General features: G+C 66.2%; 20 protein-coding genes and 1 riboswitch. Of the genes, 9 read left to right on the top strand and 11 right to left on the bottom strand.

Features of this window, described 5'->3' with window-relative positions:
* Positions 1 to 309: 309 nt before the first annotated feature.
* Positions 310 to 1440 (bottom strand): DUF3103 family protein, encoded by a 1131-nt coding sequence (locus D7Y61_RS10570; RefSeq protein ID WP_180866200.1) that lies wholly within the window; start codon positions 1438 to 1440, stop codon positions 310 to 312.
* Positions 1441 to 1624: 184 nt separating this feature from the next.
* Positions 1625 to 2875, bottom strand: a complete 1251-nt coding sequence (locus D7Y61_RS10575) for a DUF819 domain-containing protein (RefSeq protein ID WP_180866201.1) — start codon at positions 2873 to 2875, stop codon at positions 1625 to 1627.
* 124 nt (positions 2876 to 2999) lie between these two features.
* Here D7Y61_RS10575 and D7Y61_RS10580 point away from each other — a divergent pair, with 124 nt between their 5' ends.
* Positions 3000 to 3389, top strand: a complete 390-nt coding sequence (locus tag D7Y61_RS10580; protein ID WP_180866202.1) for a VOC family protein — start codon at positions 3000 to 3002, stop codon at positions 3387 to 3389.
* A 114-nt stretch (positions 3390 to 3503) separates the two neighbouring features.
* Here D7Y61_RS10580 and D7Y61_RS10585 read toward each other — a convergent pair whose 3' ends face one another.
* Both D7Y61_RS10585 and D7Y61_RS10590 read right to left on the bottom strand, forming a co-directional pair.
* Positions 3504 to 4790, bottom strand: a complete 1287-nt coding sequence (locus D7Y61_RS10585) for a sensor histidine kinase (RefSeq protein WP_180866203.1) — start codon at positions 4788 to 4790, stop codon at positions 3504 to 3506.
* The gene (locus D7Y61_RS10590; RefSeq protein ID WP_180866204.1) at positions 4777 to 5490 is read right to left on the bottom strand and encodes a response regulator transcription factor; all 714 of its coding nucleotides are present in this window, start codon (positions 5488 to 5490) and stop codon (positions 4777 to 4779) included. Before D7Y61_RS10590 ends, D7Y61_RS10585 begins: the two co-directional genes overlap by 14 nt.
* A 132-nt stretch (positions 5491 to 5622) precedes the next feature.
* Between D7Y61_RS10590 and D7Y61_RS10595 the strand changes: the two genes are divergently transcribed.
* The 4 genes from D7Y61_RS10595 (at position 5623) to D7Y61_RS10610 (ending at position 12392) form a co-directional block, all read left to right on the top strand.
* Positions 5623 to 7326: a glycosyltransferase family 39 protein gene (locus D7Y61_RS10595; protein WP_180866205.1), complete on the top strand. Its 1704-nt coding sequence runs from the start codon at positions 5623 to 5625 to the stop codon at positions 7324 to 7326.
* A 111-nt stretch (positions 7327 to 7437) separates the two neighbouring features.
* Positions 7438 to 8205, top strand: a complete 768-nt coding sequence (locus D7Y61_RS10600) for a phosphatase PAP2 family protein (protein WP_180866206.1) — start codon at positions 7438 to 7440, stop codon at positions 8203 to 8205.
* Complete coding sequence (locus D7Y61_RS10605; RefSeq protein WP_180866207.1) at positions 8202 to 9851, top strand: phosphoethanolamine transferase; 1650 nt, start codon at positions 8202 to 8204, stop codon at positions 9849 to 9851. Before D7Y61_RS10600 ends, D7Y61_RS10605 begins: the two co-directional genes overlap by 4 nt.
* Before the next feature lie 576 nt (positions 9852 to 10427).
* The gene (locus D7Y61_RS10610) at positions 10428 to 12392 is read left to right on the top strand and encodes a M2 family metallopeptidase (protein ID WP_180866208.1); all 1965 of its coding nucleotides are present in this window, start codon (positions 10428 to 10430) and stop codon (positions 12390 to 12392) included.
* 126 nt (positions 12393 to 12518) lie between these two features.
* On the opposite strand, the gene D7Y61_RS10615 is transcribed toward D7Y61_RS10610, so the two are convergent.
* From D7Y61_RS10615 to D7Y61_RS10625, 3 genes are all read right to left on the bottom strand, one after another.
* Positions 12519 to 12911, bottom strand: a complete 393-nt coding sequence (locus D7Y61_RS10615; protein ID WP_180866209.1) for a hypothetical protein — start codon at positions 12909 to 12911, stop codon at positions 12519 to 12521.
* A gap of 68 nt (positions 12912 to 12979) precedes the next feature.
* On the bottom strand, positions 12980 to 13876 hold the full coding sequence (locus tag D7Y61_RS10620) for a siderophore-interacting protein (RefSeq protein WP_180866210.1): 897 nt from the start codon (positions 13874 to 13876) through the stop codon (positions 12980 to 12982).
* A 141-nt stretch (positions 13877 to 14017) separates the two neighbouring features.
* Complete coding sequence (locus D7Y61_RS10625; protein WP_180866211.1) at positions 14018 to 15244, bottom strand: multidrug effflux MFS transporter; 1227 nt, start codon at positions 15242 to 15244, stop codon at positions 14018 to 14020.
* A gap of 300 nt (positions 15245 to 15544) precedes the next feature.
* A riboswitch (glycine riboswitch) is annotated at positions 15545 to 15647 on the top strand.
* Between the two features lie 62 nt (positions 15648 to 15709).
* Here D7Y61_RS10625 and gcvP point away from each other — a divergent pair.
* Positions 15710 to 18577, top strand: a complete 2868-nt coding sequence (gene gcvP, locus D7Y61_RS10630) for an aminomethyl-transferring glycine dehydrogenase (RefSeq protein WP_180866212.1) — start codon at positions 15710 to 15712, stop codon at positions 18575 to 18577.
* 92 nt (positions 18578 to 18669) lie between these two features.
* Here gcvP and D7Y61_RS10635 read toward each other — a convergent pair whose 3' ends face one another.
* From D7Y61_RS10635 to D7Y61_RS10645, 3 genes are all read right to left on the bottom strand, one after another.
* Positions 18670 to 19080 carry a VOC family protein gene (locus tag D7Y61_RS10635; protein ID WP_005418291.1) on the bottom strand — a complete coding sequence of 137 codons (411 nt, stop codon included), beginning with the start codon at positions 19078 to 19080 and terminating at the stop codon, positions 18670 to 18672.
* A gap of 140 nt (positions 19081 to 19220) precedes the next feature.
* On the bottom strand, positions 19221 to 20588 hold the full coding sequence (locus D7Y61_RS10640) for an amino acid permease (RefSeq protein WP_180866213.1): 1368 nt from the start codon (positions 20586 to 20588) through the stop codon (positions 19221 to 19223).
* Between the two features lie 82 nt (positions 20589 to 20670).
* Positions 20671 to 21393: an AraC family transcriptional regulator gene (locus D7Y61_RS10645; RefSeq protein ID WP_032127825.1), complete on the bottom strand. Its 723-nt coding sequence runs from the start codon at positions 21391 to 21393 to the stop codon at positions 20671 to 20673.
* Positions 21394 to 21500: 107 nt separating this feature from the next.
* On the opposite strand from D7Y61_RS10645, the gene D7Y61_RS10650 reads away from it, so the two are divergent.
* Together D7Y61_RS10650 and D7Y61_RS10655 are read left to right on the top strand one after the other, a co-directional pair.
* Complete coding sequence (locus D7Y61_RS10650) at positions 21501 to 21875, top strand: hypothetical protein (protein WP_180866214.1); 375 nt, start codon at positions 21501 to 21503, stop codon at positions 21873 to 21875.
* Positions 21876 to 21952: 77 nt separating this feature from the next.
* Positions 21953 to 22750: a hypothetical protein gene (locus D7Y61_RS10655; RefSeq protein ID WP_180866215.1), complete on the top strand. Its 798-nt coding sequence runs from the start codon at positions 21953 to 21955 to the stop codon at positions 22748 to 22750.
* Between the two features lie 63 nt (positions 22751 to 22813).
* On the opposite strand, the gene D7Y61_RS10660 is transcribed toward D7Y61_RS10655, so the two are convergent.
* Positions 22814 to 24937 (bottom strand): methyl-accepting chemotaxis protein, encoded by a 2124-nt coding sequence (locus tag D7Y61_RS10660; RefSeq protein ID WP_180866216.1) that lies wholly within the window; start codon positions 24935 to 24937, stop codon positions 22814 to 22816.
* A 233-nt stretch (positions 24938 to 25170) separates the two neighbouring features.
* Here D7Y61_RS10660 and D7Y61_RS10665 point away from each other — a divergent pair, with 233 nt between their 5' ends.
* A complete protein-coding gene (locus D7Y61_RS10665; protein WP_180866217.1) occupies positions 25171 to 26133 on the top strand; it encodes a L,D-transpeptidase family protein in 963 nt (320 codons plus the stop codon).
* Position 26134 lies beyond the last annotated feature (1 nt).

Consider the following 26134-nt stretch of genomic DNA (forward strand, 5'->3'; position numbering starts at 1 on the left):
GTTTTMCGAAGGAAACGGATCTGACCCCATTTTGTTTATCGATATCTGACAGATGTGCCGACCAACGGTCGGCACCCACCACCAGCAGCAAGTTCCAACAGCCGCGTGAACCTGTCGAAGGCGGGGTGGGTCCGGTTGCGGGGGCGTGAGCGCCATGGATGGCGCGACCGAGCCTACATGGACGTATTTACGGCGTCCCCCGTAACCGGACCCACCCCGCCATCCCACGGAATGCCCGCTGTTGCTATTGCTTCGGCTGTTGCTGTTGCCGTTGATCGAAGCGGGTGCAGGGCTGCAAGCCCTGCTGGCCTACTCCACCAGCGTCATCGGCGTCAGCGTGATCCTGGCGTTGTTCGCCGCGCCCATGCGATCGGTGTACGCCTGGCCACGCTGCACCAGGTAGAAGCTGTCCAGGTAGTCAATATCGTTGGAGAACCATGACGTCGGCATCGCCTTCAGAATCGCACCGGCGATATCGGCAATCATCGCGTACTCCGGCGCGAATGCACCCAGCGCCGCCTTCACGCCATTGCTCAGTGCCACCAGCAGCTCCTGGTAGTTGGTGTCGCCGTCATCCTCGAACAACTGCACGTTGGCGGCGTTGAAGCGGTAGTTGCCCCACAGGATCAGTGCCTGCTGCGGGGTGTAATCGATCTTGTCATGGTCCAGGTACGGCATGTCGACCGTAGCCATCTCCGGCTCGGTTTTGCCGATCTGCAGCCCGGATACCACCGCAAATACTTCTGCCGCGCCCAGTGCCCACGGTTCCTGATCATCGGCCAGGCGGATGCGGTCGAGACGGGTGATATCCAGCGACGCGCGCGCGCCATCGGTCGAAAGCTGGATCCGCTCGGGCGACTGCAGCCCGCGTGCACGCAGCCCGGCATTGACCAGCGCCATGCCCTCGCGCACCGAACGGCGGGTATCGACATCGACGATCAGTACCGGGAATGACGGCGCACGCTTCGCATCCAGCACATGCGCGCGGCCCTGCGCGTCGTAGGCAGTCAATGTGGTCCAGGTGCGATCATCGCCGCGCGGCAAGCTGGCAACCCACAGCTGTCGCGGAGCGACCTCCGCCAGCGACTGGCCTTCAGGTACGTAGGCACGCAGCTGCAGCAGGCCCTCGCCCTGATCCGGCAGGCCCTTGGCCTGGCGCAACTGTTGATCGTTGCTGGCCAAGGCAACGCTGGCCCGGGTGCGAACACCCGGGTCAAAGCGCTCCATCACCGCGTCCAGTGCCACCCCCTGCTCCGGTCCGGCCGCCAGCGTACTGCGCACGGCGTCGGCGAAGCCGGGGTGCGTGATCAGTGCCGCCACCTCGCGCGCACTGGCCTCGGTCACGGCCCAAACCTCATCGCCACGCGCAGCGGCACCGCCCTGCGCAGTCGCCCCCGCACTGGCCAGCAGCAGTGCCAATAGTGCAGTCCCGCGAACCATCTGTCGTTGCGTCATTCCAGCCCCCAAGGCAACGTCGCTGCAGATGAGCGACAGGTGCTGACTACGCTACGACGGGGGATCCATACGATCCGGCATGCACCGCACAGTTCCACCTGCGGCCCAAAAAAAGAGCCGAGCATAGGCTCGGCTCTACATGAAGCGCGATGCCAAGGGCGGGCCGGAATCAGCCGTTGGCCATCCATTTCAGGATCAGGCCTGTGACATAGGCCAGCCCGGTGCCGGTGGCATAACCCACCGTACCCAGCAGCACGCCCACCGGCGCCAGCGTCGGGTGGAACGCCGCCGCCACCACCGGTGCCGACGCCGCCGCACCGATATTGCCCTGCGAACCGATCGCGAAGAAGAACAGCGGCGCACGCACCATCTTGGCGACGATCCACAGCACCAGCACATGCGTGGCCATCCAGATCGCACCGAGCAGGAACAGCCACGGACGATCCAGCAGCGACAGCAGATTCATCTGCATGCCGATGCAGGCAATCAGGAAGTACAGGAACACCGTACCCAGCCGCGAAGCGCCTGCCGCTTCCAACCGGCGTGCGCGGGTGAAGCTCAGGCCCAGGCCCATCGCGGTGGACAGCAGGATCACCCACACGAACTGGCTGTCCAGGCTGAATTGGCTGGCCCAGCTGATGTTGGCCTTGAACCAGCCCGACAGCGGCGCGGCGATCGCATGCGCCAGACCGACACCGCCGAGAGCCACGCCGACGATCACCATCAGATCGGTCATGCTCGGGATGCGTGCGTTCTGTGCCTCGTAGGCGCTGATGCGCGCCTTCATCTCGTCGATGGCACGGGTATCGGCACCGTTGCGGGTGTCGATCTGCTGCGCGCGGTTGGCGAGGAACAGCAGGATCGCCATCCACAGGCTGGCGCAGGCCACGTCGACCACGGCGAACTGGCCGAACGTGGTCGCATCGGTACCGAACACTTCGCGCATTGCGACCATGTTGGCGCCGCCACCGATCCAGCTGCCTGCCAGTGCGGCCATGCCGGCCCAGGTATCACCGGCCACGGTTTCCGGGTGGATCAGCTTCATCAGCTGGAACGAGACAATGGCACCGAGCATGATGCCGGCGGTACCGGCGCAGAACACGAGCAGCAGCTTCGGCCCGAGCTTGATGACGCCCTTCAGGTCGATCGACAGGGTCAGCAGGACCAGCGCGGCCGGCAGCAGCACGTCACGAGCGATCGGGTTGTACAGCGAGGTGTTGTGGCCATCGATGACACCGGCGGTGTTGTAGATGGCGGGGATGAAATAACACAGCAACAGTGCCGGCACCCAGGCGAAGATCTTCTTCAGCAAGGGAGTCGGGCCACTGGCAGCCCAGAAGATCAGGGCCAGGGTGGCGGCGATCAGGCCCAGTCCAACGATGTCGTTGCTGATCAGGGCAGTAGCGGGTTCGGTCGGCATGGGATCCTCTGTCGATCGAAAGAGCGGGAAAAAAAAGCGCCGCATGGAGCGGCGCATCTGCAGATTAACATTGTCTTCACGCCGGGTCATGCTGCACTGCCGACTGTCCTCCCCGGAGCCCCCCATGCAGCTCGGTGCCTTCTCTGTCAGCCTCTCGGTCAAGGACCTTGGAGCCTCGCGAGCCTTCTACGAGGCCTTGGGCTTTTCGGTAACCGGTGGTGAGCCGGCGCAGAACTGGCTGGTGATGCGCAACAATGGCATTGTCATCGGCCTGTTCCAGGGGATGTTCGAGGGCAACCTGCTCACCTTCAACCCGGGCTGGGATCAGCACAAGCAGGAACTGCCCCGTTTCCAGGACGTGCGCGAGTTGCAGGCCGAACTGGATGCGAAGGGCATCGAACTGGCGGTCCGGACCGACCCTGATGGGCAGGGCACCGGCTATCTGCAGCTGGCCGATCCTGATGGCAACGTGATCCTGATCGACCAGCATGTGGCGCGGCCGAACGGGCGTTGACGCGGACTGCATGCCAACCAGGTTGGCATCAGTTCAGCCACGGCCCAGGTAGGCGTCGACCTCGGCCGACGAACGGCATGCCGGTCAAGGTTGGTATCTACCAGAACGGCCGGATCAGCCCGGTCGCGAGGCACTGAAATCGAGCGTGACACGCGTGCCACGCGGCTCGCAGGGCTGCAGCTGCAGGGTCCAGCCCAGGTGCTCGCAGAGCCGCGCGATCAGCTCCAGTCCGATGCCGCCCCCCCGATCGGCGCGCTCGCCACGGGCCATCCGCGCGTGAATGGCCGCGATCTCCTCCGGGCTCATGCCATGTCCGGGGTCCTGCAGGGTCAGCACCGCCGACGAACTCAGCCGCAATTCGATGTGGCCACGGCCACTGTTCTCGATGGCATTGCGCAGCAGGTTGCCGATGGCCGCCTGCACCACCGCCAGCGGCGCGACGATATCTACCGGCGCGGCCTGGATGCCAATGCTCAGGTCCTTGTCGCCCAGCAGGTGACGATGGTCGTTGACGATCTCCGGCAGCAGCTGGTCCAGTGCAATGCGCTCGGCACGCGCGGCCAGTCGCGCTGGATCCCGGGCCAGCACCAGCAACAGCTCGATCAGCTGCTCCACGCTCTGTGCGGTACGCAGCACGCGCTGCATCTGCTGGCGCGAACGTTCGGGAAGGCCCGGCTGTTCCAGCGCCAGCTCGGCAGCACCGGTCATCACCGCGATTGGCGTGCGCAGCTCGTGGCTGGCAGTACTGATGAACACCCGCTCGCGCTCGACGAACTGCTCGTTGCGATCCAGGTAGTCGTTCAGCGCATCGGCGATGGTATGCAGCTCGGAACTACCGCGCGGATCGACCCTGATCCGCTGACCCTGCACGCCTGGCCGCAACGCAGCAATGTGCTGCGCCAGCAGGCTCAGCGGCCGCACCATCCGCTCCATGCCGAACGAAGCCATCAGCACGGTGACGAAGATCATGATCACCCCGGCCAGCATCACCCAGCGCGTGGCGAACTGCTCCAGGTCATGGAAATCGGAAATGTCCAGAACCAGTGCAACCCGTCCCATCGACTCGGTTTCACGCACCATAACGGCCGTCTCGCGCCCCTTGACCAGCACGCCGTCATGCAGCCCTGGATGCAGTACGCGCAAGCTCTGGGGCAGGTTGACCGCATCGAAGCGGTACAGGCTGAGCGTGTCAGAATCCTGCCAGCGGTAATGCGGCTCGTGTTCAACATGCTCGACGATGCTGTCCAGCTCGGAATTGAGCAGCGCGCGCCAGGCCGCGTGCTCGGCGTGTTCGTGCACGTAGTTGCCCACGCTGAACACCGCGATCGACAGCAGTGCCAGGTAGCCCAGCAACCACCACACCACGCGCCGGTACAGCGGCCCCGGCTTACGCGCCTTCATCATCGTCCTTGCCGGTCTCCCCAACCGTGGCCTCGGCCAGCCGGTAGCCGACCCGTGGCAGGGTATGGATCAGCTTCCCGGCGAACGGACCATCGACGCTGCGGCGCAGTTCATAGACATGTGAGCGCAACAGGTCGCCATCCGGCGGTTCGTCGCCCCACAGGGCGAACTCCAGCTGCTGGCGGGTGACCGCGCCGGGGCTGGCACGCATCAGCACTTCCAGGAGCTTGCGGCAGGCCGGGTAAAGGTGCAGCACCTGGCCGCCACGCTGGGCTTCCAGGGTCGCCAGGTCCAGCACCAGGTCGCCCACCTGCAGGCGTTTGCGCGGGTTGCGGCCCTGCGCGCGCAACAGCAGCGCCTCCAGCCGCACTTCCAGTTCCGGCAGGGCGAAGGGCTTGGTCAGGTAGTCATCGGCGCCGGCGCGGAAACCGGCGATCTTGTCCGGCAATTCGTCGCGCGCGGTGAGCATGATCACCGGCACCTCCGAGGCGTGCTCGGCGCGCAGCCGGCGCAGCACTTCGGGGCCCTCCATGCGCGGCAGCATCCAGTCCAGGATCACCGCATCGTAGGGATGACTGCCGGCCAGGTGCAGGCCGGTGATGCCATCCGGGGCCACATCCAGCACGTGCCCGCGCGACTCGAAGTAGTCGAACAGGTTGGCCACCAGCTGGCGGTTGTCCTCGATCACCAACAGACGCATGCACGAAACATCCACGGAAGTTCGTACCATGGTAGCGCTGCCCATGTCGGAATGCGGTCGCCCCCGGCACCCCTCTGACGTTTTTCCCACCCCTGCCACCTCACAATGGCTGTTTTGCTCCCGGAGCCCGCCGTGCCCGTAGCCCTGCCCCGTCGTTGGCGCCTGCCCCTGTTGTGGCTGCTGATCGTTGCTGCGTTGGCAGCGGGCATCGGCCTTCGGCAGCCGCAGCCGCCGGACGAGCCGCGCTTCGTGCTGGCCGCGCGGAACATGGTCGAAAGCGGGCAATGGCTGCTGCCCCACCGCGGCGTGGAGCTGTACGCGGAAAAGCCACCGGTCTTCATGTGGCTGCAGGCCGCCGCCTACGAGATCGTCGGCAACTGGCAGTGGTCGTTCCTGCTGCCATCGCTGCTGGGCGCCCTGCTCAGTCTGTGGCTGGTGTCGGATCTGGCACGCCGACTGTGGTCGCCACGGTATTCCCTCTATGCCCTCGCAGCCCTGTTCTGCACCCTGCAGTTCGGGTTGATGGCCAAGCGCGCGCAGATCGACATGGTGCTGGTGGGCATGACCACCGTGGCCTTGTGGGGGTTGATGCGCCACCTGTGCGAGCACCGCAACCTGCCCGCGCTGTGGCTGGCCGGCTTCGCCGCCGGTCTCGGTACGGTAACCAAGGGTGTAGGGTTCCTTCCCCTGTTGATGGTGCTGCCCTGGTTCGGCTGGTGGCTGTACCAGCGTCGTCGGGGACACACCGCGGGGGGGCCGCATCCGGCCACTCTGCTCTGGCTGATCCCGGCCTTCCTGCTGGGCGTCGCGGTGTGGCTGGCGCCGCTGGGCTGGGCCCTGCTGCACACGCCCAGTGCCGAACTGCAGGCGTACGCGCATGAACTGCTGTTCAAGCAGACCGGTACCCGTTACGCCAATGCCTGGCACCACCGACAGCCGGCCTGGTACTACCTGCAGGTGATCCTGACCCTGTGGCTGCCGGGCAGCCTGCTGCTGCCCATGCTGTTCAAGCCCTGGTGGCGCCGCATCCGCCGTGGCGACCGCCGTCAGTGGCTGCTGCTGGGCTGGGCCGTGCTGGTACTGCTGTTCTTCAGCGCCAGCCCGGGCAAGCGCGAGGTTTACCTGCTGCCGATGCTGCCGGCAATTGCACTGGCCGCGGCACCGCTGTTGCCAGGCCTGCTGCGCCGGGTGTGCGTCCGTCGCTACCTGTTCGGCTACAGCGTGGTGCTGATGCTGGCCACCGGCGTGCTCGGTGTAGTGCTGATGACCGAACATTCCTGGGCACTGGCACAGCTGCAACGGCGGGCCATGCCCGACACCCTGCTGCCAGTGCTGGGTGATGGCCTGCTGACCTTTTCCATCGCGCTGGCCACGTTGATCGTCTGGCTGCGGGTGCGCCGTGCGGCGACGCTGGTGCTGCTGACCCACGGCATGCTGTGGATGCTCTACGGCCTGGTACTGATCCCGGCACTGGACCCCTACGCATCGGCGTCGGCACTGATGCGCCGCGTGGGTGCACGGATCGGCCCGGACGCGGAACTGGCCCTTGTCGCCTGGCGCGAGCAGAACCTGCTGCAGGCCGACCGGCCAGTGCGCGAGTTCGGCTTCAAGCGCCCCTGGGCCGAGCAGTGGCACGACGCCGGCCCGTGGCTGGCCGAGGCGCCGGACAAGCGCTGGCTGCTGGTGCTGGATGATGCAATGAGCCCCTGCGTGGACAGCACCAAAGTGATCGATATCGGCATTGCAAACCGCAATCGCTGGCAACTGTTCCCGGGCACCGCCTGGGATGCGGAATGCCACGCCGAACGGGCCGGGGCGAACGTCGAGGAAGACTGAACGTTGGCAGACGTCGCGGCATCATTAACCCGGTTCGAACGCGCGTCCGACCCTTCTCCGACATCCAGGTGACGAGCATGGCCGCGGATTCCCGAACCGCCCCTTCCCAGCATGCCCGTCCGTCCCCTTGATGCGGTAGCGCCGCCTGCGACATCGCCACTGGCGTCACGATTTGCCGTAACCCACCTCTGGCTGCCTGTCGCAATTGGTCTGCCCGTGTTTGCGCTGCTGATGGAATTCGGCGGTGATCAATGGGTGGCCGACCACCTGTTCCGCCTTGAGGGCGGCCATTGGGCGCTGCAGGACGCCTGGGCCACCCGCACGCTGGTGCACAAGGCAGGCAAATGGCTGACCACGGCAGCGGCGCTGGTCGCGATCCTGCTGTGCTTACACCACTGGTGCAAAGGTCGCGATCGCACCCTGCGCTGGTCGCTGCTGTATGTCGTAACCGCGATGGCACTGAGCACCGGCGTGATCTCGCTTCTGAAGTCATGGGTGCCCATGGAATGCCCTTGGGACCTGCTGCGCTACGGCGGCCACCAGCCCTTCATCGGCCTGCTCACTGCGCGCCCGGCCGGCATGGCCGCGCAGGCCTGCTTCCCCGCAGGCCACGCCAGCGCCGGTTACGCGTGGCTGTGCCTGTACTTCTTCGCACTGCTGTGGCGTCCCGCCTGGCGCTGGGCAGGGTTGTGGACCGGCCTCGGCACCGGTCTGGTGTTCGGCATCAGCCAGCAGCTGCGGGGCGCGCATTTCCTTTCGCATGACGTTGCTACTGCGTTGATCTGCTGGCTGCTTTCGCTGGTCCTGTATCTGACCGTCAAACGCGTCCTGACACGCCGTCAGCTGGACCTTACCCACCGCCAGGAGGCAAACGCATGAGTGCATCGGTCCAACGCCCCGCCCGCCTCCCCGCACTTGCGGGCCTTCGCAGCTGGCGGCCGCAGCTGTCCACCGAAGCACTGATCGCGCTGACCAGCCTGTTCTTCGCGGTGGCCGGAAACGGCCTGTTCTGGCACAGCGCGATGGCCAGCCATCCGGGCAGCGTGCGCTACGGGCTTTCGCTGCTGCTGTTGCTGCTGGGTGCCCACGGCGTACTGCTGGGCATCGTGGTCTGGCGCTGGAATGCCAAGGTGGTGATCAGCCTGTTGCTGCTGGTGACCGCATTCGCAGCGCACTACATGAGCCGCTACCACATCTACCTGGATGCGGACATGCTGCGCAACGTGCTGGCGACCGACCCCAAGGAAAGCCGCGAGCTGATGACCGTGTCGCTGCTGTGGCCGGTGCTGTTGCTGGCAGTGCTGCCGATGGTGGTGCTATGGCGCGTGCAGCTGCGCCGCCGTAGCTGGGCCCGCAGCCTGCTGTGGCGCCTCGGCTTCCTGGTCGTGGCAGCGGTGACCGCCGTTGGCGGTGCGCTGATCTCGTTCCAGGACGTCTCCGCGCTGATGCGCAACCAGCGTGAAGTGCGCTACCTGGCCACCCCGGCCAACGTGCTGCTGGGCCTGCCGCGTGCACTGCGCGGCGACAACCCCGTGCAGCGCGCGCCGAAGCTGCCGATCGGCACCGACGCCAAGGCCACGCCGCGCGCTGCGGCCAGCAAGCCTCGCCTGCTGGTGATCGTGATGGGCGAGACCGTGCGCGCGCAGAACTGGGGCCTTAACGGTGGCCGCAACACCACGCCGGAACTGGCCCAGGCGCCGGTGATCAACTTCCCTGACATGCACTCCTGCGGCACCAGCACCGAAGTGTCGCTGCCGTGCCTGTTCTCGCCGTGGGGACGCCACGGCTACGACGAAAAGAAGATCCGCGCACACCAATCGCTGCTGCACGTACTCAACCGTGCCGGCATCGCACCGCTGTGGCGTGACAACCAGTCCGGCTGCAAGGGCGTGTGCGAAGGCCTGGACTTCCAGTCGCTGTCCGACGCGACCACCCCGGGCCTGTGCGCAGACGGCCGCTGCATGGACGAGATCCTGCTGCAGGACCTGGCCACCCAGGTACGTGCAAAGCCCGGCGACCGCGTGGTGGTGCTCCACCAGCTGGGCAACCACGGCCCCGCCTATTTCGAGCGCTACCCGGCCGCCTTCGCCCGCTTCAAGCCGACCTGCGACACCCGTGACATCGGCCGCTGTTCGCGCGAAGAGATCACAAACAGCTACGACAACGCGGTGCTGTACACCGATCATTTCCTGAGCAGGACCATCGGCACCCTGCAGGGCATGCAGGACTACGACACGGCGATGATCTACCTGTCCGACCATGGCGAATCGCTGGGCGAGAAGGGACTGTTCCTGCACGGGGTGCCGTATGCGATCGCGCCGGCCGAGCAGACCCGGGTGCCGATGACGATGTGGTTCTCGCCGGGCTTCGCCAGCAGCCGCGGGCTGGACCTGCAGTGTGTGCGCAAGCGCTCGGCGGCCTATACCGACCACGACAACCTGTTCCCGTCGGTGCTGGGCCTGATGCAGGTGAAGACCTCGCTGTACGAGCGCGATCGCGACGTGTTCGCCAACTGCGAGAGTTGAGGGTTGTTCGGCAGGGCTTGCAGCCCTGCACCCGCCGAGGCCACTGCACAAGCAACGGCAACGGCAACAGCAGAAGCAGGCATTCCTTGGTTTGGCGGGGCGGTGTCGGAATGCGGGGACGCCGCAAGTACGTCCATGTAGGCTTGGCAGCCGCATCCATGCGGCTGACACCCCGCACTCCGACACCGCCCCACCTCTGACAGTTTTCCGGTGTCTGGTAGATCCACGCCATGTGTGGACGCTCTTCGTATTCAATTCGAGATATTCGATTTCGATGAAGATTGATCCACGCATGGCGTGGATTTCCAACAGGTCGCGGTCAATTGTCGAAGGCGGGGTGGGTCCGGTTGCGGGGGCGTGAGCGCCATGGATGGCGCGACCGAGCCTCCATGGACGGATTTACGGCGTCCCCCGCAACCGGGCCCCGCCCCGCCATCCCACGGATAGCACGCTGTTGCTCTTGCTTGTGCTCCGGCCTCTGCAGGTGCCGGGCGCCGCCCGGCCGACTTCCGCCACTTGCGGTGGCAACGACGGCCCACTAGCCTTCGGCCGTCGTTCACCACCCAAGGACCGCCCGTGAAACACCGTCATCTCCTGCTGGCCTCGGCAGTCGCCGCCGCCACGTTGGCCCTGGTCGCCTGCAAGAAGGAACCCACCCCAGGCACCGATGCCGCCAGCAGCAGCGCCCCGGCCGGCGAAACCGCCGACCAGTTCGTGGCCCGCATCAATGCCGAATTCAAGGCCGCCTACCCGGAGATGACCTCGGCGCAGTGGTTGTCCTCCACCTACATCAACAGCGATTCCGAACGCATCGCGGCCAAGGCCAACGAGCGCTCGCTGACCCAGCTCAACAGCTGGATCGAACAGGCCGCCAAGTTCGACGGCAAGCCGATGAGCGAGGACAGCAAGCGTGCGATCCACCTGCTGAAGCTGATGTCCTCGATGCCAGCGCCGCGCGACCCGGCCAAGCTGGCCGAGCTGACCCAGATCGCCACCCGCATGGAAGGCAGTTACGGTGCCGGAAAGTACTGCACCGATGCCAATGATCCGAACTCCTGCCGCCAGCTTGGCGAGCTGGAGCAGGTGCTGGCACGCAGCCGCGACTACGACAAGCAGCTCGATGCGTGGCAGGGCTGGCACAGCACCACCAAGAGCATGCGTGGCGATTACCAGAAGTTCGTCGGCCTGGTGAACGAAGGCGCCAAGGGCATGGGCTTCACCGATGCCGGCCAGATGTGGCGCAGCGGCTATGACATGCCGCCGGAGCAGATCGGCCCTGAAACCGATCGCCTGTGGGAACAGGTCAAGCCGATGTACGAACAGCTGCACTGCTACGCGCGCGGCAAGCTGGACAAGACCTACGGCAAGGACAAGGCCGAAGTGGGCAATGGTCTGATCGCGGCGCACCTGCTCGGCAACATGTGGCAGCAGGACTGGTCGAACCTGTGGGACCAGCTGGAACCGTACCCGGGTGCCGGCAGCCTGGACATTACCGCAGCGCTGGAAAAGCAGTACCAGACCAACCTGAGCGCTGCGCTGGCCAAGGCCGGCAAGGACGCCAACGTGGCCGCCCAGTACAAGGCGCAGCGTGAGGCCGAACTGCGTACCGCCAAGCAGATGACCGAGCGCGCGCAGGACTTCTACGTGTCGCTGGGCATGCCGTCACTGCCGCAGTCCTATTGGGAAAAAACCCAGTTCATCAAGCCTGACGACCGCGACGTGGTCTGCCACGCCAGCGCCTGGGACATGAACATGGAAGGCGACGTGCGCACCAAGATGTGCATCAAGCCGAACGAAGAAAACTTCACCACCATCTACCACGAGCTGGGCCACATCTATTACGACCTGGCCTACAACCCGCTGCCACCGCTGTTCCAGGGCGGTGCCAACGATGGCTTCCATGAAGCGATCGGCGACACCATCGTGCTGGCGATGACGCCCAAGTACCTCAGCTCGATCGGTCTGGTCGATGCGCCGACCGAGAGCCGCGAAGCGGTCATCAACAACCAGATGCGCATGGCGCTGTCGGGCGTGTCGTTCCTGCCGTTCGGGCTGATGATCGACCGCTGGCGCTGGGGCGTGTTCGATGGCTCGATCACCGCCGACAACTACAACAAGGCGTGGTGGGACCTGAAGGCCAAGTACCAGGGCGTGGCGCCAGCCAGCACCCGTGGCGAAGAGTTCTTCGATCCGGGCGCGAAGTACCACGTGCCGGGCAACACCCCGTACACCCGCTACTTCCTGGCGCGCATCCTGCAGTTCCAGTTCTACAAGGGCCTGTGCGACGCGTCCGGCTACAAGGGCCCGCTGCATGAGTGCACCTTCTACGGCAACAAGGAAGCCGGCCAGAAGTACTGGGCGATGCTGAGCAAGGGTGCCAGCCAGCCGTGGCAGGCCACGTTGAAGGAGCTGACCGGTACCGACACGCTCGATGCCGGCCCGATGATCGAGTACTTCACCCCGGTCAACGAGTGGCTGAAGCAGCAGAACGAAGGCCAGATGTGCGGCTGGCAGGCCAACGCGGCCCCGGTGGCAAAATGAGAAAAGGGGCGGATCCGCGAGGATCCGCCCCTCTTTGCGTTGTAGAGCCGAGCCATGCTCGGCTTGCCGCGCGCAGCGCGGTGAAAAAGCAGCCGAGCATGGCTCGGCTCTACAGTTTGGCCGCGGTCAGCTGTTCTTCTTCGCCGCCATCGCTGCGGCCAGTTCGGCCTTGTATTCCTCGAAAGTCTGGCCCAGTTCTTTGGCCTCGGCCTGCGCGGCATCGCGCAGTGCATCGGAGTACATCAGGCGCACCGGTGTGCCGTTGCGCTCGTGCAGCTCACCGGCCTGCATGATCAGCGCCAGCACCTGCGCAGCGCTCTCGCTGTGACCGGCGATGCGGCCATCCATGCCCAGCACCCACTCGCCGTCACGGCGCACGACACCGGCCAGCAAGGTGCGCTGCGCATCGCGCAGTTCCGCATGCGGCTCCACCGGCGAGGCCTGGGCAGCGGCCTTGTTGGCGGCCTGCTTTTCCTGGCGACGGCGCTGGTCGCGGCGGGTCTTGGAGCTGGTGGACATGGTGCGGTACCGCTGCGAAGGGGGCGCAAGGATAGCGCACCCCGCCCGCAGCGCTGCTTCACACCCTCTCAGTCCAGCACCTTGCCGTGCCTCCAGTAGCCCATGAAGGTGATCGCGCGGCGGTCCAGCCCGCAATCGCGCACCAGGTGGCGGCGGATCGCCATCACCGCCCCCGCCTCGCCCGCCACCCAGGCATACAGCGGCCCGGCCACGCGGGTATCGGCCTGCTCCCAGAGGATCTGCGTATCGACGTCGATCTCCTCCAGCGCATCGCCGGCAGCCTCGCTCGAGGTCGCTGCCAACCGCGCCTGGACCGCCTGCAGCAACGGCTGTCCGTAGGCGGCCTGCCCGCGCGGCAGCCAGACCAGCTCGGCGCTGGAGGGCGCCTTCAGGTGCACCGCATCACCGGCCTGCGCCACCTCCAGCAGTGCCAGCGTGCGCGGTGGGTCGACCATGGCCGACAGTTCCTCAAGGATGCCAGCCACCGCAGGCAACGCGGTTTCATCGGCCACCAGCAGCACCTGGCCGACACCGGCCGGTGGCTTCCACTCCCAGCCCTCGCTGCTCCCGGCACAGTCGACGTCCGGGGCCAGGAGCACCACGCGGTCGCCGGGGCGGGCGTGCGTGGCCCAGCGCGAAGCGGGGCCGGTTTCGCCATGGATGACGAAATCGACATCGACCTCGCCCTGCTCGGCGCGCAATTGGCGGATGGTGTAGGTACGCATCGGCGGGCGCTGATCGTCCGGCAGCGCCCGGTAGCGCGGATACCAGTCCTCGCCACTGGGCACCTGCGGCACGTCCTGGCCGGGCAAGGGGAAGAACACCTTGATGCGCTGGTCCGGGCCCTCGGTCTTCATCCGTGCCACGTCGGCACCGGTGAACACCATGCGGTCCAGGGAAGGGGAAAGAACGCGGCGCTCCTTCAGCGCCACCTCGAACAGGCGGTAGGTCTGCTGCGCAGCCATGGGGGAACCTCATGCAACGACATCGGATCGGCTGGCTGTCGTGCATCCACGCACCGGCTGGCTGGAGTCCCCAGCCTAGTCCGGCCATTCCTCGCCGCAAGCGTTGCGGGCATCGCGGCCCGCCCTACCCCTGCGCGCTGCTCAATGGCCCGTGCAGGCCGCCTGCGCCGCACGCTCGCGCTGGTATTCCCAGTACCAGAACACGAAGCCGACGCCGAAGAACGCGGCCTGGCCCAGGGCCAGATGCAACGGACTGGCGCTCAGCAGCGGCGACACCACGCCGGCCACCACGGTGCTGATCATCAGCTGCACGAAGGCCTGCAGCGACGAGGCCAGGCCGCGCTGGTGCGGGTACATGTCCAGCACCGCCAGTGCCAGGATCGGGAAGATCAGCGACATGCCCATGCCGCCCAGGAAGATCGGCAGCACCGCCCACGGCAGCACGAACTGCGGCGACAGCGCCACGTAGCCGACATTCAGCAGCGCCGACAAAGCGCACAGGCTGAAGCCAATGGCGACCTGGCGGGTGGGTGTGGTGTGGCCGGCCATGCGCCCGGACAGGAACGAGCCGGTGGTCATGCCGCCGATGGTGGGGATGAACAGCCAGGCAAATCCGCCCTCCCCTAGGTGCAGGTGCTGCATCACGAACACCGGCGCCGAGGAGATGTACAGGAAGATGCCACCGAAGCCGATGCTGCCGGCCAGCGCGAGGCGCAGGAAGCGCGGGTTGAAGCCGATGCGCACGTAATCACGCATCAATGCGCGTGGTGACAACGGTACCCGCGCTTCGACCGGATGAGTCTCCGGCAGGTAGCGTGCGGTAGCCGCCAGCAGCACCAGCGCGAACACCACCAGGAACCAGAAGATCAGTGGCCAGCCAGCGCCGCTGAGCAGGATCCAGCCGCCGATGATCGGTGCGATGGCCGGTGCGATGCCGAACAGCATCGAGACCTGGCTCATCAGCCGCTGCGCGTCGTGGCCGTGGTAGAGATCGCGGATCACGGCGCGGCCGACGATCATGCCGACACCCGCCGACAGGCCCTGCAGCGCACGGAACGCCAGCAGCGTAGTCAGGTCGGTGGACAGCGCACAGCCGACCGAGGCGCCGACGAACACCACCAGGCCGCCCAGGATCACCCGCTTGCGGCCCCAGGCATCGGACAACGGGCCGTGCGCCAGGCTCATCAGGCCGTAGAACAGCAGGTACACGCTGATGGTCTGCTGCACCGCCACCTCGTCCACCGTCAGGCGCTGGGCCAGCTGAGGGAACGCCGGGAAAATGGTGTCGATCGAGAACGGGCCAAACATGGCCAGGCCGGCAAGCAGCAGGGCCATGCGGCGGGTGGAGGGAGCAACAGCGGCGGTCATCGGGCAAGCGTCCGGCAGGGCCATGCGTGACATGCACGGCGGGCGCCGGTCCCCCTGAAGCAGGGACGGCGCCAGATAAATTCGGGTATCTGCTCATCATAGGTGCGGATTGTTCCCTGCGCCATGCAGCACTGCACAAAACGCACGTCCGGGCCATCGGCCATTCAGGTGCGGCGACCTGGCTCCGGAACGGCCGCCGCGCGCTCAAAGGGCTATAATCGGCGGGCAACACGGTGGGAGAAGCGGAACACCGCTGCCGAAGGCGCAACGCCCGTAATCGCTCAGGCCCGATACCACCCGTAACACAACTCTGGAGAGACCGGTTCGATCCGGCGCCGAAGGGGCACGAAGCTGCGGTCCGCCGCGCTTTTAAACTCTCAGGCAAAAGGACAGAGGGGCGCCCCGCAGACCGCCGACCGGCGGCTTGTGCCCGTGCGTGTGCCCTTTCCTGACGGATCCTTCGCCATGTCCCAGAACACCCCTTCCCTGCGTGAGCTCGAGCATCATTCCGCGTTCGTCGAGCGCCACATCGGCCCCAACGACGCCGAGATCGCGCAGATGCTCGATGTCGTCGGCCACGCTTCGCTGGATGCGATGACCGATGCCATCGTGCCGGCCAAGATCAAGTCGTCGGCGTCGCTGGCGCTGCCGGAGTCGATGACCGAAGTGCAGGCACTGGCGAAGATCCGCGCGATCGCCGACAAGAACACCGTGCTGCGCAGCTTCATCGGCCAGGGCTACTACGGTACCCACACGCCGAACGTGATCCTGCGCAACATCCTTGAAAACCCGGCCTGGTACACCGCCTACACCCCGTACCAGGCGGAAATCTCGCAGGGCCGCATGGAAGCGCTGATCAACTTCCAGACCCTGTGCGCCGACCTCACCGGCATGGAAATCGCCAACGCCTCGCTGCTGGACGAAGCCACCGCCGCCGCCGAAGCGATGACCCTGGCCAAGCGTTCGGCCAAGTCGAAGTCGGACACCTTCTTCGTGCACGACGCCGTGCACCCGCAGACTCTGGAACTGCTGCGCACCCGCGCCGAGCCGATGGGCATCGTGCTGCGCGTCGGCACCCCGGCCGAAGCGCTGGAAGCGGAAGCCTTCGGCCTGCTGCTGCAGTACCCGGACACCTTCGGCCAGGTGGGCGACTACAAGGCGCTGGTCGATGCCGTGCACGCGCGCGGCGGCCTGGTGGCCGTGGCGACCGACCTGCTGGCCCTGACCCTGCTGGCCGCCCCGGGCGAATGGGGCGCGGACATCGTGGTCGGCAACAGCCAGCGTTTCGGCGTGCCGTTCGGCTTCGGTGGCCCACACGCCGCCTTCATGGCCTGCCGTGACGCCTACAAGCGCTCGATGCCGGGCCGCCTGATCGGTGTTTCGGTCGATGCCCAGGGCAACCCGGCCTACCGCCTGACCCTGCAGACCCGTGAACAGCACATCCGCCGCGAGAAGGCCACCTCCAACATCTGCACCGCGCAGGTGCTGCTGGCGGTGATGGCGTCGATGTACGCCGTCTACCACGGCCCGGACGGCCTGACCCGCATCGCCCGCCGCACCCACCGCCTGGCCTCGATCCTGGCCGCGGCGCTGCGCACGGCCGGCGTGCAGGTCGGTGGCGACTTCTTCGACACCCTGCATGTCACCGGCGTGCACGCCGATGAGATCCACGCCAAGGCCCGCGCCGCCGGTTACAACCTGCGCGCGATCGACAGCGACTCGGTCGGCATCAGCCTGGACGAGACCGCCACCCGCGCCGACGTGGTCGCGCTGGCTGCCGTGTTCGGTGCGCAGGCCGACGTCGACGCACTCGATGCCAGCACCGCCGACGCGCTGCCGGCCGGCCTGCTGCGCCAGTCCGCGTTCCTGACCCACCCGGTGTTCAACACCCATCACAGCGAGCACGAACTGCTGCGCTACCTGCGCTCGCTGGCCGACAAGGATCTGGCGATGGATCGCACGATGATCCCGCTGGGTTCGTGCACCATGAAGCTCAACGCCACCGCCGAGATGATCCCGGTGACCTGGCCGGAGTTCTCGCAGATCCACCCGCTGGTGCCGGCCGACCAGGCGCTGGGCTACAAGGAACTGATCGATTCGCTTGAAGCGATGCTGGTCGAGTGCACCGGCTACGACGCGGTCAGCCTGCAGCCGAATTCCGGCGCGCAGGGCGAGTACGCCGGCCTGCTGGCGATCCGCGCCTACCACCGCTCGCGCGGCGAAGGCCACCGCGACATCTGCCTGATCCCGGATTCGGCGCACGGCACCAACCCGGCTTCGGCACAGATGTGCGGCATGAAGGTCGTGGTCACCAAGACCGATGCCAACGGCAACGTCGACGTCGAGGACATCCGCCTCAACGCCGAGAAGTACAGCGATCGCCTGGCCGCGATCATGATGACCTATCCGTCCACGCACGGCGTGTTCGAGGAAGAGGTGGTCGAGATCTGCGAGATCATCCACCAGCACGGCGGCCAGGTGTACACCGACGGCGCCAACATGAACGCCCTGGTGGGCGTGGCCAAGCCGGGCAAGTGGGGTTCGGACGTTTCGCACCTGAACCTGCACAAGACCTTCTGCATCCCGCACGGCGGTGGCGGCCCGGGTGTCGGCCCGTGCGCGGTGAAGGAACACCTTGCCCCGTTCCTGCCGGGCAAGCTGGGCGACAACGGCCCGGTCGGCATGGTCAGCGCGGCCAGCTTCGGCAGCGCCTCGATCCTGCCGATCAGCTGGATGTACATCGCCATGATGGGCAGCGAAGGCCTGCGCAAGGCCACCCAGGTGGCCCAGCTCAACGCCAACTACATCGCCAAGCGCCTGGCCCCGCACTTCAAGACCCTGTACACCGGCCGCAACGGCCTGGTGGCGCATGAGTGCATCCTCGACGTACGTCCCCTGGAGAAGACCAGCGGCATCGGCGCCGAGGACGTGGCAAAGCGCCTGATCGACTTCGGCTTCCATGCCCCGACCCTGAGCTTCCCGGTGGCCGGTACGCTGATGGTCGAGCCGACCGAGAGCGAATCGCTGCACGAGCTGGATCGCTTCATCAGCGCGATGATCCAGATCCGCGAGGAAATCAGCGCGATCGAAGACGGCCGCCTGGACCGCGAGGACAACCCGCTGAAGAACGCGCCGCACACTGCGACCGCAGTAACGGCCAGCGAGTGGACCCACGCTTACCCACGCGAACTGGCAGCGTTCCCGCTGCCCAGCCTGAAGCTGCAGAAGTACTGGCCGCCGGTGGCACGCGTGGACAACGTGTACGGCGACAAGAACGTGATGTGCGCCTGCATCCCCGTTGATGCCTACAAGGATGATGAAGTCGAGGCTTGATTCCTCGCTGCATCGGTAAAGAGAACGGCCCGCGCAAGCGGGCCGTTCTCTTAAAAGAGTGTGGACCAAGGTCCACACCCACCATGATCCGGTCACGGGTCCGGCATCTGCCCCAGGCTCAACTGCCACGACACGCCGAAACGGTCCTGCACCCAGCCGTAGCGGTTGCTGAAATCGTAGTCGCCCACCGGCATCAGCCAGTGCCCACCTTCTCCCAGTACGCGTGCCGCGCGTTCGAACTGTTCGGCGCCGGAACACTCGACGAACAGCGAGATCGACGGGCTGAATGTGAAGTCATGTACGTCCAGGCTGTCGAAGCACAGGTAGTGGGTGCCACCCAGCAGGAAGATGGCCTGGCGGACCTGCCCGGGCACGCCGGCACCGGCGCCCTCGGGGTGGCGCTGCAGGGCAAGCAGGCGAAAATCGGCGAAGGCTTCGGCGTACAGGGCCAGAGCGGCCTCGGCCTGGCCAGTGAACATCAGGAACGGACGGCTGCGCAGCATGCGGTACTCCCGGTCGACGGGCCGCTGACGGCCCACGCGATCAGGATGGCACGGCGGATGTATGCCTGCTGTAGAGCCGAGCCCATGCTCGGCTGGCGACCGCGCGAACAGCAGCCGACCGTAGGGTCGGCTCTACAGAATTACGCCTCGCGCATGCGCCGCGCGATGGCGCTGCCAGCGGCGATCGTGGCGGTCAACGCCACCATCGACAGGAACTGCAGGCGGGTATGTGACTCGCTCAACAGCAGACCGAAGATCAGCGCCAGGATGCCCAGTGCACAAACGGTCAGCCACGGGAAACCGGCCATGCGGAACGGCAGGCGGGTACCCAGGCGATCCGCCCGGCGGCGCAGCACCAGTTGCGAGACCAGCGACAGCGTCCACACCAGCAGGCAGGTGGAGCCGACGATGTTCAGCAGCACCGGCAGCACCCGGTCCGGGAACAGCAGTTCCATCACCGTGGCGGCAAAGCCGAACAGCACGCTGGCCAGCACGGCGATCACGGGCACCTGGCGCGGGTCGGTCCAGCCCAGCACGGCAGGAGCTTCACGACGCTGCGCCAGCGAGTACATCATGCGCGAGGCGCCGTAGAGGTTGGCGTTGAGCGCGGACAACAACGCGATCACCGCGATCAGGGTGATGGCGGTGCCGGCACCCGGAATACGGGCGATATCCAGCACCGCCGCGAACGGCGACTTCAGCGCCTCGCTGGTCCACGGCACCACGGCGATGATCACGCTCAGCGAGCCGATGTAGAACACCAGGATGCGCCAGGCCACGGTGCGGATGGCACGGGCAATGCTGCGCTCGGGATCTTCGGTTTCGGCCGCCGCCACGGCAACGATCTCGGTACCGCCAAAGGCAAAAACGACAACCAGCAGCGCCGCACCGATCCCGGCCAGGCCCTTCGGTGCGAAGCCACCATGCTCGGTGAAGTTGCTCAGGCCCGGCGAGGTCACCTGCGGCAGCCACCCCATCAGCAGCGCCACGCCAATGGCGATGAAGGCCAGGATTGCCGCCACCTTGAGGATGGCGAACCAGAATTCGAACTCGCCGAAGTTCTTCACTCCGAGCAGGTTGATCGCGGTGAAGAACAGCATGAAGGCCAATGCCGCCATCGGTACCGGTATCGCCGGCCAGACCGTGGCCAGCAGCCCGGCTGCGCCCACTGCTTCAGCGGCGATCACGATCACCAGCTGCACCCACCACAGCCAGCCCACCGTGGCACCGGCGGTAGCGCCCATGGCGTCGGCTGCATACACCGAGAACGCGCCGCTGGTGGGCTTGGCCGCCGCCATCTCGCCCAGCGCGTTCATCACGATGATCACCAGCGCGCCCGCCACCAGGTACGACACCAGCACCGCCGGACCGGCTGCCTGCACACCCACGCCCGAGCCGAGGAACAGGCCGGCGCCGATGGCGCTGCCCAGGCCCATCATGATCAGCTGGCGGGGCTTGAGCGAATGTCCGAGGCGGGACGGCGAAGCGGTCGGAATCGAGTTGGGCATCGGCGGGGCTGGCGGCGGGCTACAGGGGCGACACCTTACCCTGTCCCGTGCCCACGGGGATAGGCACAGCGCAGCAGGCGGCTCAGGCCAGCGCCGGCTCGCCGACGTTCCCGCCGATACGGGCACGATAGGCACGCGGCGAGAAACCGGTTTCAGCCTTGAACTTGCGGGTGAAGGCGCTCTGGTCGCTGAAACCGCAGGCCTGGCCGATGCAGGCGATGCTGTCGTCGCCATGCAGCAGGTGCATGGCCATCTGGATCCGCAGCCGGGTCAGCACCTGCTGCGGGGTCATCTGGAACACCTTGCGGAAGCTGCGCTCCAGCTTCGACAGCGAGAAACCGGTGATGTCCAGCAGGGTCTGCATGCGCACGTTCTCGGCGTAGTGCGCGTTGAGGTGGGCCAGCGCCAGCCGCAGCTGCTCGTACTGGGTGCCGAGGCTGTCCTTCTGGCCGAGGTCGCGGGAAATGCCGATCAGGCCCTCGATGGCCCCATCGACCACCAGCGGGCGCTTGCAGGTCAGGCACCAGCCCGGTTCCCGGTTGGCGAACAGGTGCAGCTCCATCAGGTTCTCGATCACCTCGCCGGACAGCACGCGGGCGTCCTGGTCGACGTAGTCCGCACTGAGGCCGGTCGGGTAGATCTCGGCCGCGGTGCGCCCGATCACGTCCTTGCGCGCGCGCAGGCCCAGCCGTCGCAGCATGGTCTGGTTGACGTGGGTGTAACGCCCCTGAAGGTCCTTGATGAAGAACAGCACATCCGGGATGGCGTCGAACAGGGCTTCGATGTCGGCGGGCTCGACTCGCATGCCACAAGCATAGCCGAGGCCCCTTGCCGGTGCGATCATCTTTGCGGGACTTGTGCTTAACGCCGCCAGGGCCACCGTGGGGGCCAGCCCCCGCCGGAGATCCTGCCATGCCACGCGGTGACAAATCCGCCTATACCGACAAGCAGAAGCGCCAGGCCGAGCACATCGAAGAGAGCGAGCGCCAGCGCGGTGCCAGCGAAGGCACGGCCGAGCGCATTGCCTGGGCCACCGTGAACAAGCAGGACGGTGGTGGCAAGCGCAGTGGTAGTGGGCGTAGGGCGGCAAAGAAGGCACCGGCGGAAAAGTCAACGGTCCGCAAGACAGCCACGAAGAAGGCAACAAAGAAGACGGTGGCCAAGAAGGCCAGCACTCCCGCCTCGCGTAGTGCTGCCGCGACGAAGGCAGCGAAGACCCGTGCGGCAAAGACGACCGTGCGCAAGGTGGCGGCGAAGAAAGCAGCACGTACCCGCGCGCGCGGCTGAGCCCGTCAATCGGGATTGCAGCCCGCAGATCAGCCATACTTCCCCAAGCCGCTGGACGCGGCAAAGGGGAATCACCCATGAATGTCCAATGCTCCGCAGCTTTGGCAGCCCTGCTATCCATGGCACCCGCTGCTCATGCGATCACCGCCGCTGACCCACCCCACGAATCCCATCAGGCTGCGACCGCGGCTGCGGACGCCGACATTGCGCGGATCGAATCTCTCGGCCGGTCATTGTTCGAACATGATCTTGCCGCCGAACGCGCAACCGACGCACTCGTAGCGAAGGGAATGCGCAAGGATGACCGCGTTGCTGGATGGGTCACCGAACAACGCGACAACCGCTATGTCGTCAGTATCCTCGGAGGTGACAGTAGCGTGCTGTATCGGGTAGTCACCGACGACAAGGGAACGCTTGCCGGTCCTGTACAGACCCTGTCGCCACCCGAGCCACTATCGCCTTATGAGGCCGGCGCGGCAGCTGCGCGTGCACTGGCATTGAGCAGCAAGTTTCAAGCGTGCTCGAAGAACTACAACACGGTCGTGCTACCGAACGTGGACGGCACGGCAAATGCCTGGAGTGTCTACCTGCTTCCCGGCACATTCGATCCTGCAGCGGTGCCTCTGGGGGGAAGCCATCGCGTGGAAATCGCGGATGAAAAGATCACTTCCAGCCGGCCTTACACCCTCTCCTGCATCACGCTGCAGCGCCCACCGCGGAAGGGTGCCATGATGGTGACCCACCTACTCGATCCAACGCCGACCGAGGTCCACGTTTACTGGAGTCTCTGGGCACGCGCGCCACTGTTCGTGAGTACGGCCAAGGGCGTGATCTGGAAGATTGAGAACGGACATATCAGCAAAGTCGTGGACTGACATCCGGTCACACCATGGACGCCCATGGTGTGACCGGCACCACAACGCTTACCGCGCAGCAGCTCAGGCTGCGCGACGCGGCACAACCGAAGCTGCGTCGCCTTCCACCTTGAACACCGACACCGACGTGGTCAGTGCATGCGCCTGTTCTTCAAGTGCGCGGCTGGCGGCGGTGGCTTCTTCCACCAGCGCAGCGTTCTGCTGGGTCACCTGGTCCATCTGCACCACCACTTGGTTGACCTGCTCGATACCGGCGGCCTGTTCCTTGCTTGCCGCTGCGATGTCGCTCATCAGCTGGGTGGTGCGCGAACTTGCCTGGGCTACGCGGGCGATCGCGGCTTCCGATTCAACGGTCACTGCCAGGCCGCTCTTCACCTTGGCAGCGGCATCTTCGATCAGTTCCTTGATCTCCTTGGCGGCGACACCGGCACGCTGCGCGAGCGTGCGCACTTCGCTGGCAACCACGGCAAAACCACGCCCCTGCTCACCTGCACGCGCCGCTTCCACCGCAGCATTCAGCGCCAGGATGTTGGTCTGGAACGCAATGCCGTCGATCACCGTGGAGATTTCCGAGATGCGTGCCGAGGACTGGTCGATCTCACCCATGACCGAGGCCATCTGTGCCATCGCCTGCTCGGTCTCGCGCACGGCGGCACCGGCCGCATGCGCTTCACTGTCGGCCTGACGCGCCAGCTCGGCGTTCTGGCGCACGGTGGAGGTCAGTTCCTCCATCGATGCGGCCGCTTCTTCCAGATTGGCTGCCTGCTGCTCGGTGCGGCGCGACAGATCATTGTTGCCGGCGGCCAGTTCCTGCGCCGCGTTGTTGATGCTGTCGGCAGCCACCTGGATGCCACGCACGATGCCGGTCAGCTGTGCGGTGGTGGTGTTGGCATCGTCGCGCATGCGTGCGAACACGCCGTCGTACTCGCCGTCCATGCGTGCGGTCAGGTCACCGTGCGAGATCGCGCGCAGCACGTCGGAGACATCGGCGATGCTGGCCTGCGAACTGGCCATCATGCCGTTGAGATGTTCGACCATCGCCTTGAACTGGTACTGGAACGCAGCGGCATCACCACGCATGCTGAAATCACCAGCGCGTGCGGCGCGGGCCAGTTCATCGATCTGCGCGTTGATCGCCATCAGGCTCTGCTTCACCGCGCCCAGGGTGCGGGTCAGCGTGCCCTTCTCGTCCGGGTAGTCGGGCAGGTCGCGGCTGAGGTCGCCGATGGCGTAGCGCTGCATCACCTCGGCCATCAGCAGTTCCACCTGCACGTGCGATTCGACCAGGCTGTTGGTGGCCTGCACCATGCGGCCGAAATCGCCGGGGAAGGCGCTGGCGTCCATGCGATAACGGATCGCACCTGCCTCGTGCTGTTCGGCCATCTGCAGCTGTGCGCCGATCGCCGCCTGCACGCTCTGCCGCACGCTGGCCATGGCTTCACCCAGCTGGGTCAGTTCATCGCGGCCGCCAAGGCGGAACTCCTGATCCAGCTGTCCCTTGGACAGGCGTTCGGCCAGGTTCACCGCGCGGGCCAGCGGACCGGTCAGGCTGCGGCCGATCATCATCGAGGCACCGATGCCGACCAGCAGCGCAACGCCGCCCAGCACCAGCAGCTGCAGCAGGCTGCGCTCGCCCAGGCGGATCGCCTCGGCGGCCGCATCGCGGCTTTCCTTCTCTTCGAAGTCCACGCCATCGGACAGCGCCTTGTTCCAGCCATTGGCCGCGTCCTGCACCGGGCCCAGGGTCAGCGCCACGGCGCCCGGGTAGTCGCCCTGCTCCATCAGTTCACTGGTCTGCTTGTTGAGCGGGCGCGCAACGGCGCGCTTGGCCGCAATGGTTTCCGCGATGGCCTTGCCCTCCGCATCACCCGGCAGTGCCTGGTAGGCGGTCCAGCTGGCCTCATAGCGTTTGACAAGGTCGGCGATGCGCTGCTCGTCGTGGCCACGGTCTTCGCCCTGGCGGATCAGCATTTCGCGGCGCACCACCATCATCTGGTTGTTGGCATCGAGCATCTGCGACAGCAGGCGCACCTTGGCCACGCTGACGTCGACCACCTGCTGCATCGCACGCTTCTGCACGACGCTGGCGGTGGCGCCGGTGGCCACCACGGCGGCAACCAGCAGCAGCAACAGGCCAAAGCCCAGCCCAAGACGCCAGGCAACCCTGACGTTCCTCAAGTAGTTCATGGGGGTATCCAAAACGGGGGGATGCGCCCTTATCGGCGGCCCCGCAGGCAATCTTGATCGCCGCCCATCGGCGGCGTCGGCCACCGTTCACCTTGGTGAGCGCCCGCCCAGCGGCACCTGTGCGCGGTAACCGGCTGCAATGACCATGGCTGCTCATGCGGGCATCAGATCCCTTTCACGGCGGCTCGGCGCCGGCTGCGGGCAAGGTGGTGGCGTACCTGCTGGAGATCCCAATGCCCTCATCTGTGTCCCGATCCACCCTGCTCGCAATCTCGCTGCTGGCGTCGCCGGCCTTCGCGCAGGTACCGCCGCCCAACCTGCCCGCGCCCATTGCCGAAGCGGCCGGACCGGACACTGCGCCACGCTCCGCCCTGCACGCCCAGGTGCTGCTGGATCGCGCGAATTTCTCCCCTGGCCAGATCGATGGCGAAGTGGGCAGCAACCAGCGACGCGCGGTGTCGGGCTTCCAGGCGGCGCATGGGCTGAACGTGACCGGCGAACTGGATGACGCTACCTTGAACTCTTTGCAGGCCGATACGATCGCGCCGCTGGCCAGCTACACGCTGACTGCTGAAGATGTTGCCGGTCCGTTCCAGGCCACACCGAAAGGGCCCGCCGCCCAAGCCAAGCTGAAATCGCTGGGCTACGGCAGTGTGGAGGAAGCCCTGGGCGAGCGCTTCCATGCTTCCCCAGAACTGATGAAGGTGCTCAATCCCGGCGTGGATCTGACCAAGGCTGGCAGCCGCATCCAGGTACCCAACATCGCACCGGCCGCATTGCCGAAGGCCGCCAGGATCGTGGTCGACAAATCCGACTCCACGCTGCAGCTACTGGACGCGCAGGGCAAGCTGATCGCGCAGGTGCCGGTGTCATCCGGCAGCCAGCACGACCCGTTGCCGATCGGCGAATGGAAGATCCTGGGCGTTTACCGCGACCCGCCGTTCCACTACAACCCGAAGCTGTTCTGGGATGCCCGCAAGGGCGAAAAGAAGGCCACGCTGCCGCCAGGCCCGAACAATCCGGTCGGGCGGGTCTGGATCGATCTGTCCAAGCCGCATTACGGCCTACATGGCACGCCTGAACCCGGCCACGTGGGCAAGACCGAGTCGCATGGCTGCGTGCGCATGACCAACTGGGATGCACTGCGCGTGGCCGACGCAGTAGACACCTCGGTGCCTGTCGTGATGCAGGAGTGAG

The organism is Stenotrophomonas maltophilia (genome assembly GCF_013464485.1).
In the GTDB taxonomy this organism is placed as follows: domain Bacteria; phylum Pseudomonadota; class Gammaproteobacteria; order Xanthomonadales; family Xanthomonadaceae; genus Stenotrophomonas; species Stenotrophomonas maltophilia_AW.

Excerpts from the sequence above, each read along its gene's own strand:
- D7Y61_RS10570 (WP_180866200.1), bottom strand. The coding sequence starts at position 1,440 with ATGGTTCGCGGGACTGCACTATTGGCACTGCTGCTGGCCAGTGCGGGG.
- D7Y61_RS10575 (WP_180866201.1), bottom strand. The coding sequence starts at position 2,875 with ATGCCGACCGAACCCGCTACTGCCCTGATCAGCAACGACATCGTTGGA.
- D7Y61_RS10580 (WP_180866202.1), top strand. The coding sequence starts at position 3,000 with ATGCAGCTCGGTGCCTTCTCTGTCAGCCTCTCGGTCAAGGACCTTGGA.
- D7Y61_RS10585 (WP_180866203.1), bottom strand. The coding sequence starts at position 4,790 with ATGAAGGCGCGTAAGCCGGGGCCGCTGTACCGGCGCGTGGTGTGGTGG.
- D7Y61_RS10590 (WP_180866204.1), bottom strand. The coding sequence starts at position 5,490 with ATGCGTCTGTTGGTGATCGAGGACAACCGCCAGCTGGTGGCCAACCTG.
- D7Y61_RS10600 (WP_180866206.1), top strand. The coding sequence starts at position 7,438 with ATGCCCGTCCGTCCCCTTGATGCGGTAGCGCCGCCTGCGACATCGCCA.
- D7Y61_RS10605 (WP_180866207.1), top strand. The coding sequence starts at position 8,202 with ATGAGTGCATCGGTCCAACGCCCCGCCCGCCTCCCCGCACTTGCGGGC.
- D7Y61_RS10615 (WP_180866209.1), bottom strand. The coding sequence starts at position 12,911 with ATGTCCACCAGCTCCAAGACCCGCCGCGACCAGCGCCGTCGCCAGGAA.
- D7Y61_RS10620 (WP_180866210.1), bottom strand. The coding sequence starts at position 13,876 with ATGGCTGCGCAGCAGACCTACCGCCTGTTCGAGGTGGCGCTGAAGGAG.
- D7Y61_RS10625 (WP_180866211.1), bottom strand. The coding sequence starts at position 15,244 with ATGACCGCCGCTGTTGCTCCCTCCACCCGCCGCATGGCCCTGCTGCTT.
- gcvP (WP_180866212.1), top strand. The coding sequence starts at position 15,710 with ATGTCCCAGAACACCCCTTCCCTGCGTGAGCTCGAGCATCATTCCGCG.
- D7Y61_RS10635 (WP_005418291.1), bottom strand. The coding sequence starts at position 19,080 with ATGCTGCGCAGCCGTCCGTTCCTGATGTTCACTGGCCAGGCCGAGGCC.
- D7Y61_RS10640 (WP_180866213.1), bottom strand. The coding sequence starts at position 20,588 with ATGCCCAACTCGATTCCGACCGCTTCGCCGTCCCGCCTCGGACATTCG.
- D7Y61_RS10645 (WP_032127825.1), bottom strand. The coding sequence starts at position 21,393 with ATGCGAGTCGAGCCCGCCGACATCGAAGCCCTGTTCGACGCCATCCCG.
- D7Y61_RS10650 (WP_180866214.1), top strand. The coding sequence starts at position 21,501 with ATGCCACGCGGTGACAAATCCGCCTATACCGACAAGCAGAAGCGCCAG.
- D7Y61_RS10655 (WP_180866215.1), top strand. The coding sequence starts at position 21,953 with ATGAATGTCCAATGCTCCGCAGCTTTGGCAGCCCTGCTATCCATGGCA.
- D7Y61_RS10660 (WP_180866216.1), bottom strand. The coding sequence starts at position 24,937 with ATGAACTACTTGAGGAACGTCAGGGTTGCCTGGCGTCTTGGGCTGGGC.
- D7Y61_RS10665 (WP_180866217.1), top strand. The coding sequence starts at position 25,171 with ATGCCCTCATCTGTGTCCCGATCCACCCTGCTCGCAATCTCGCTGCTG.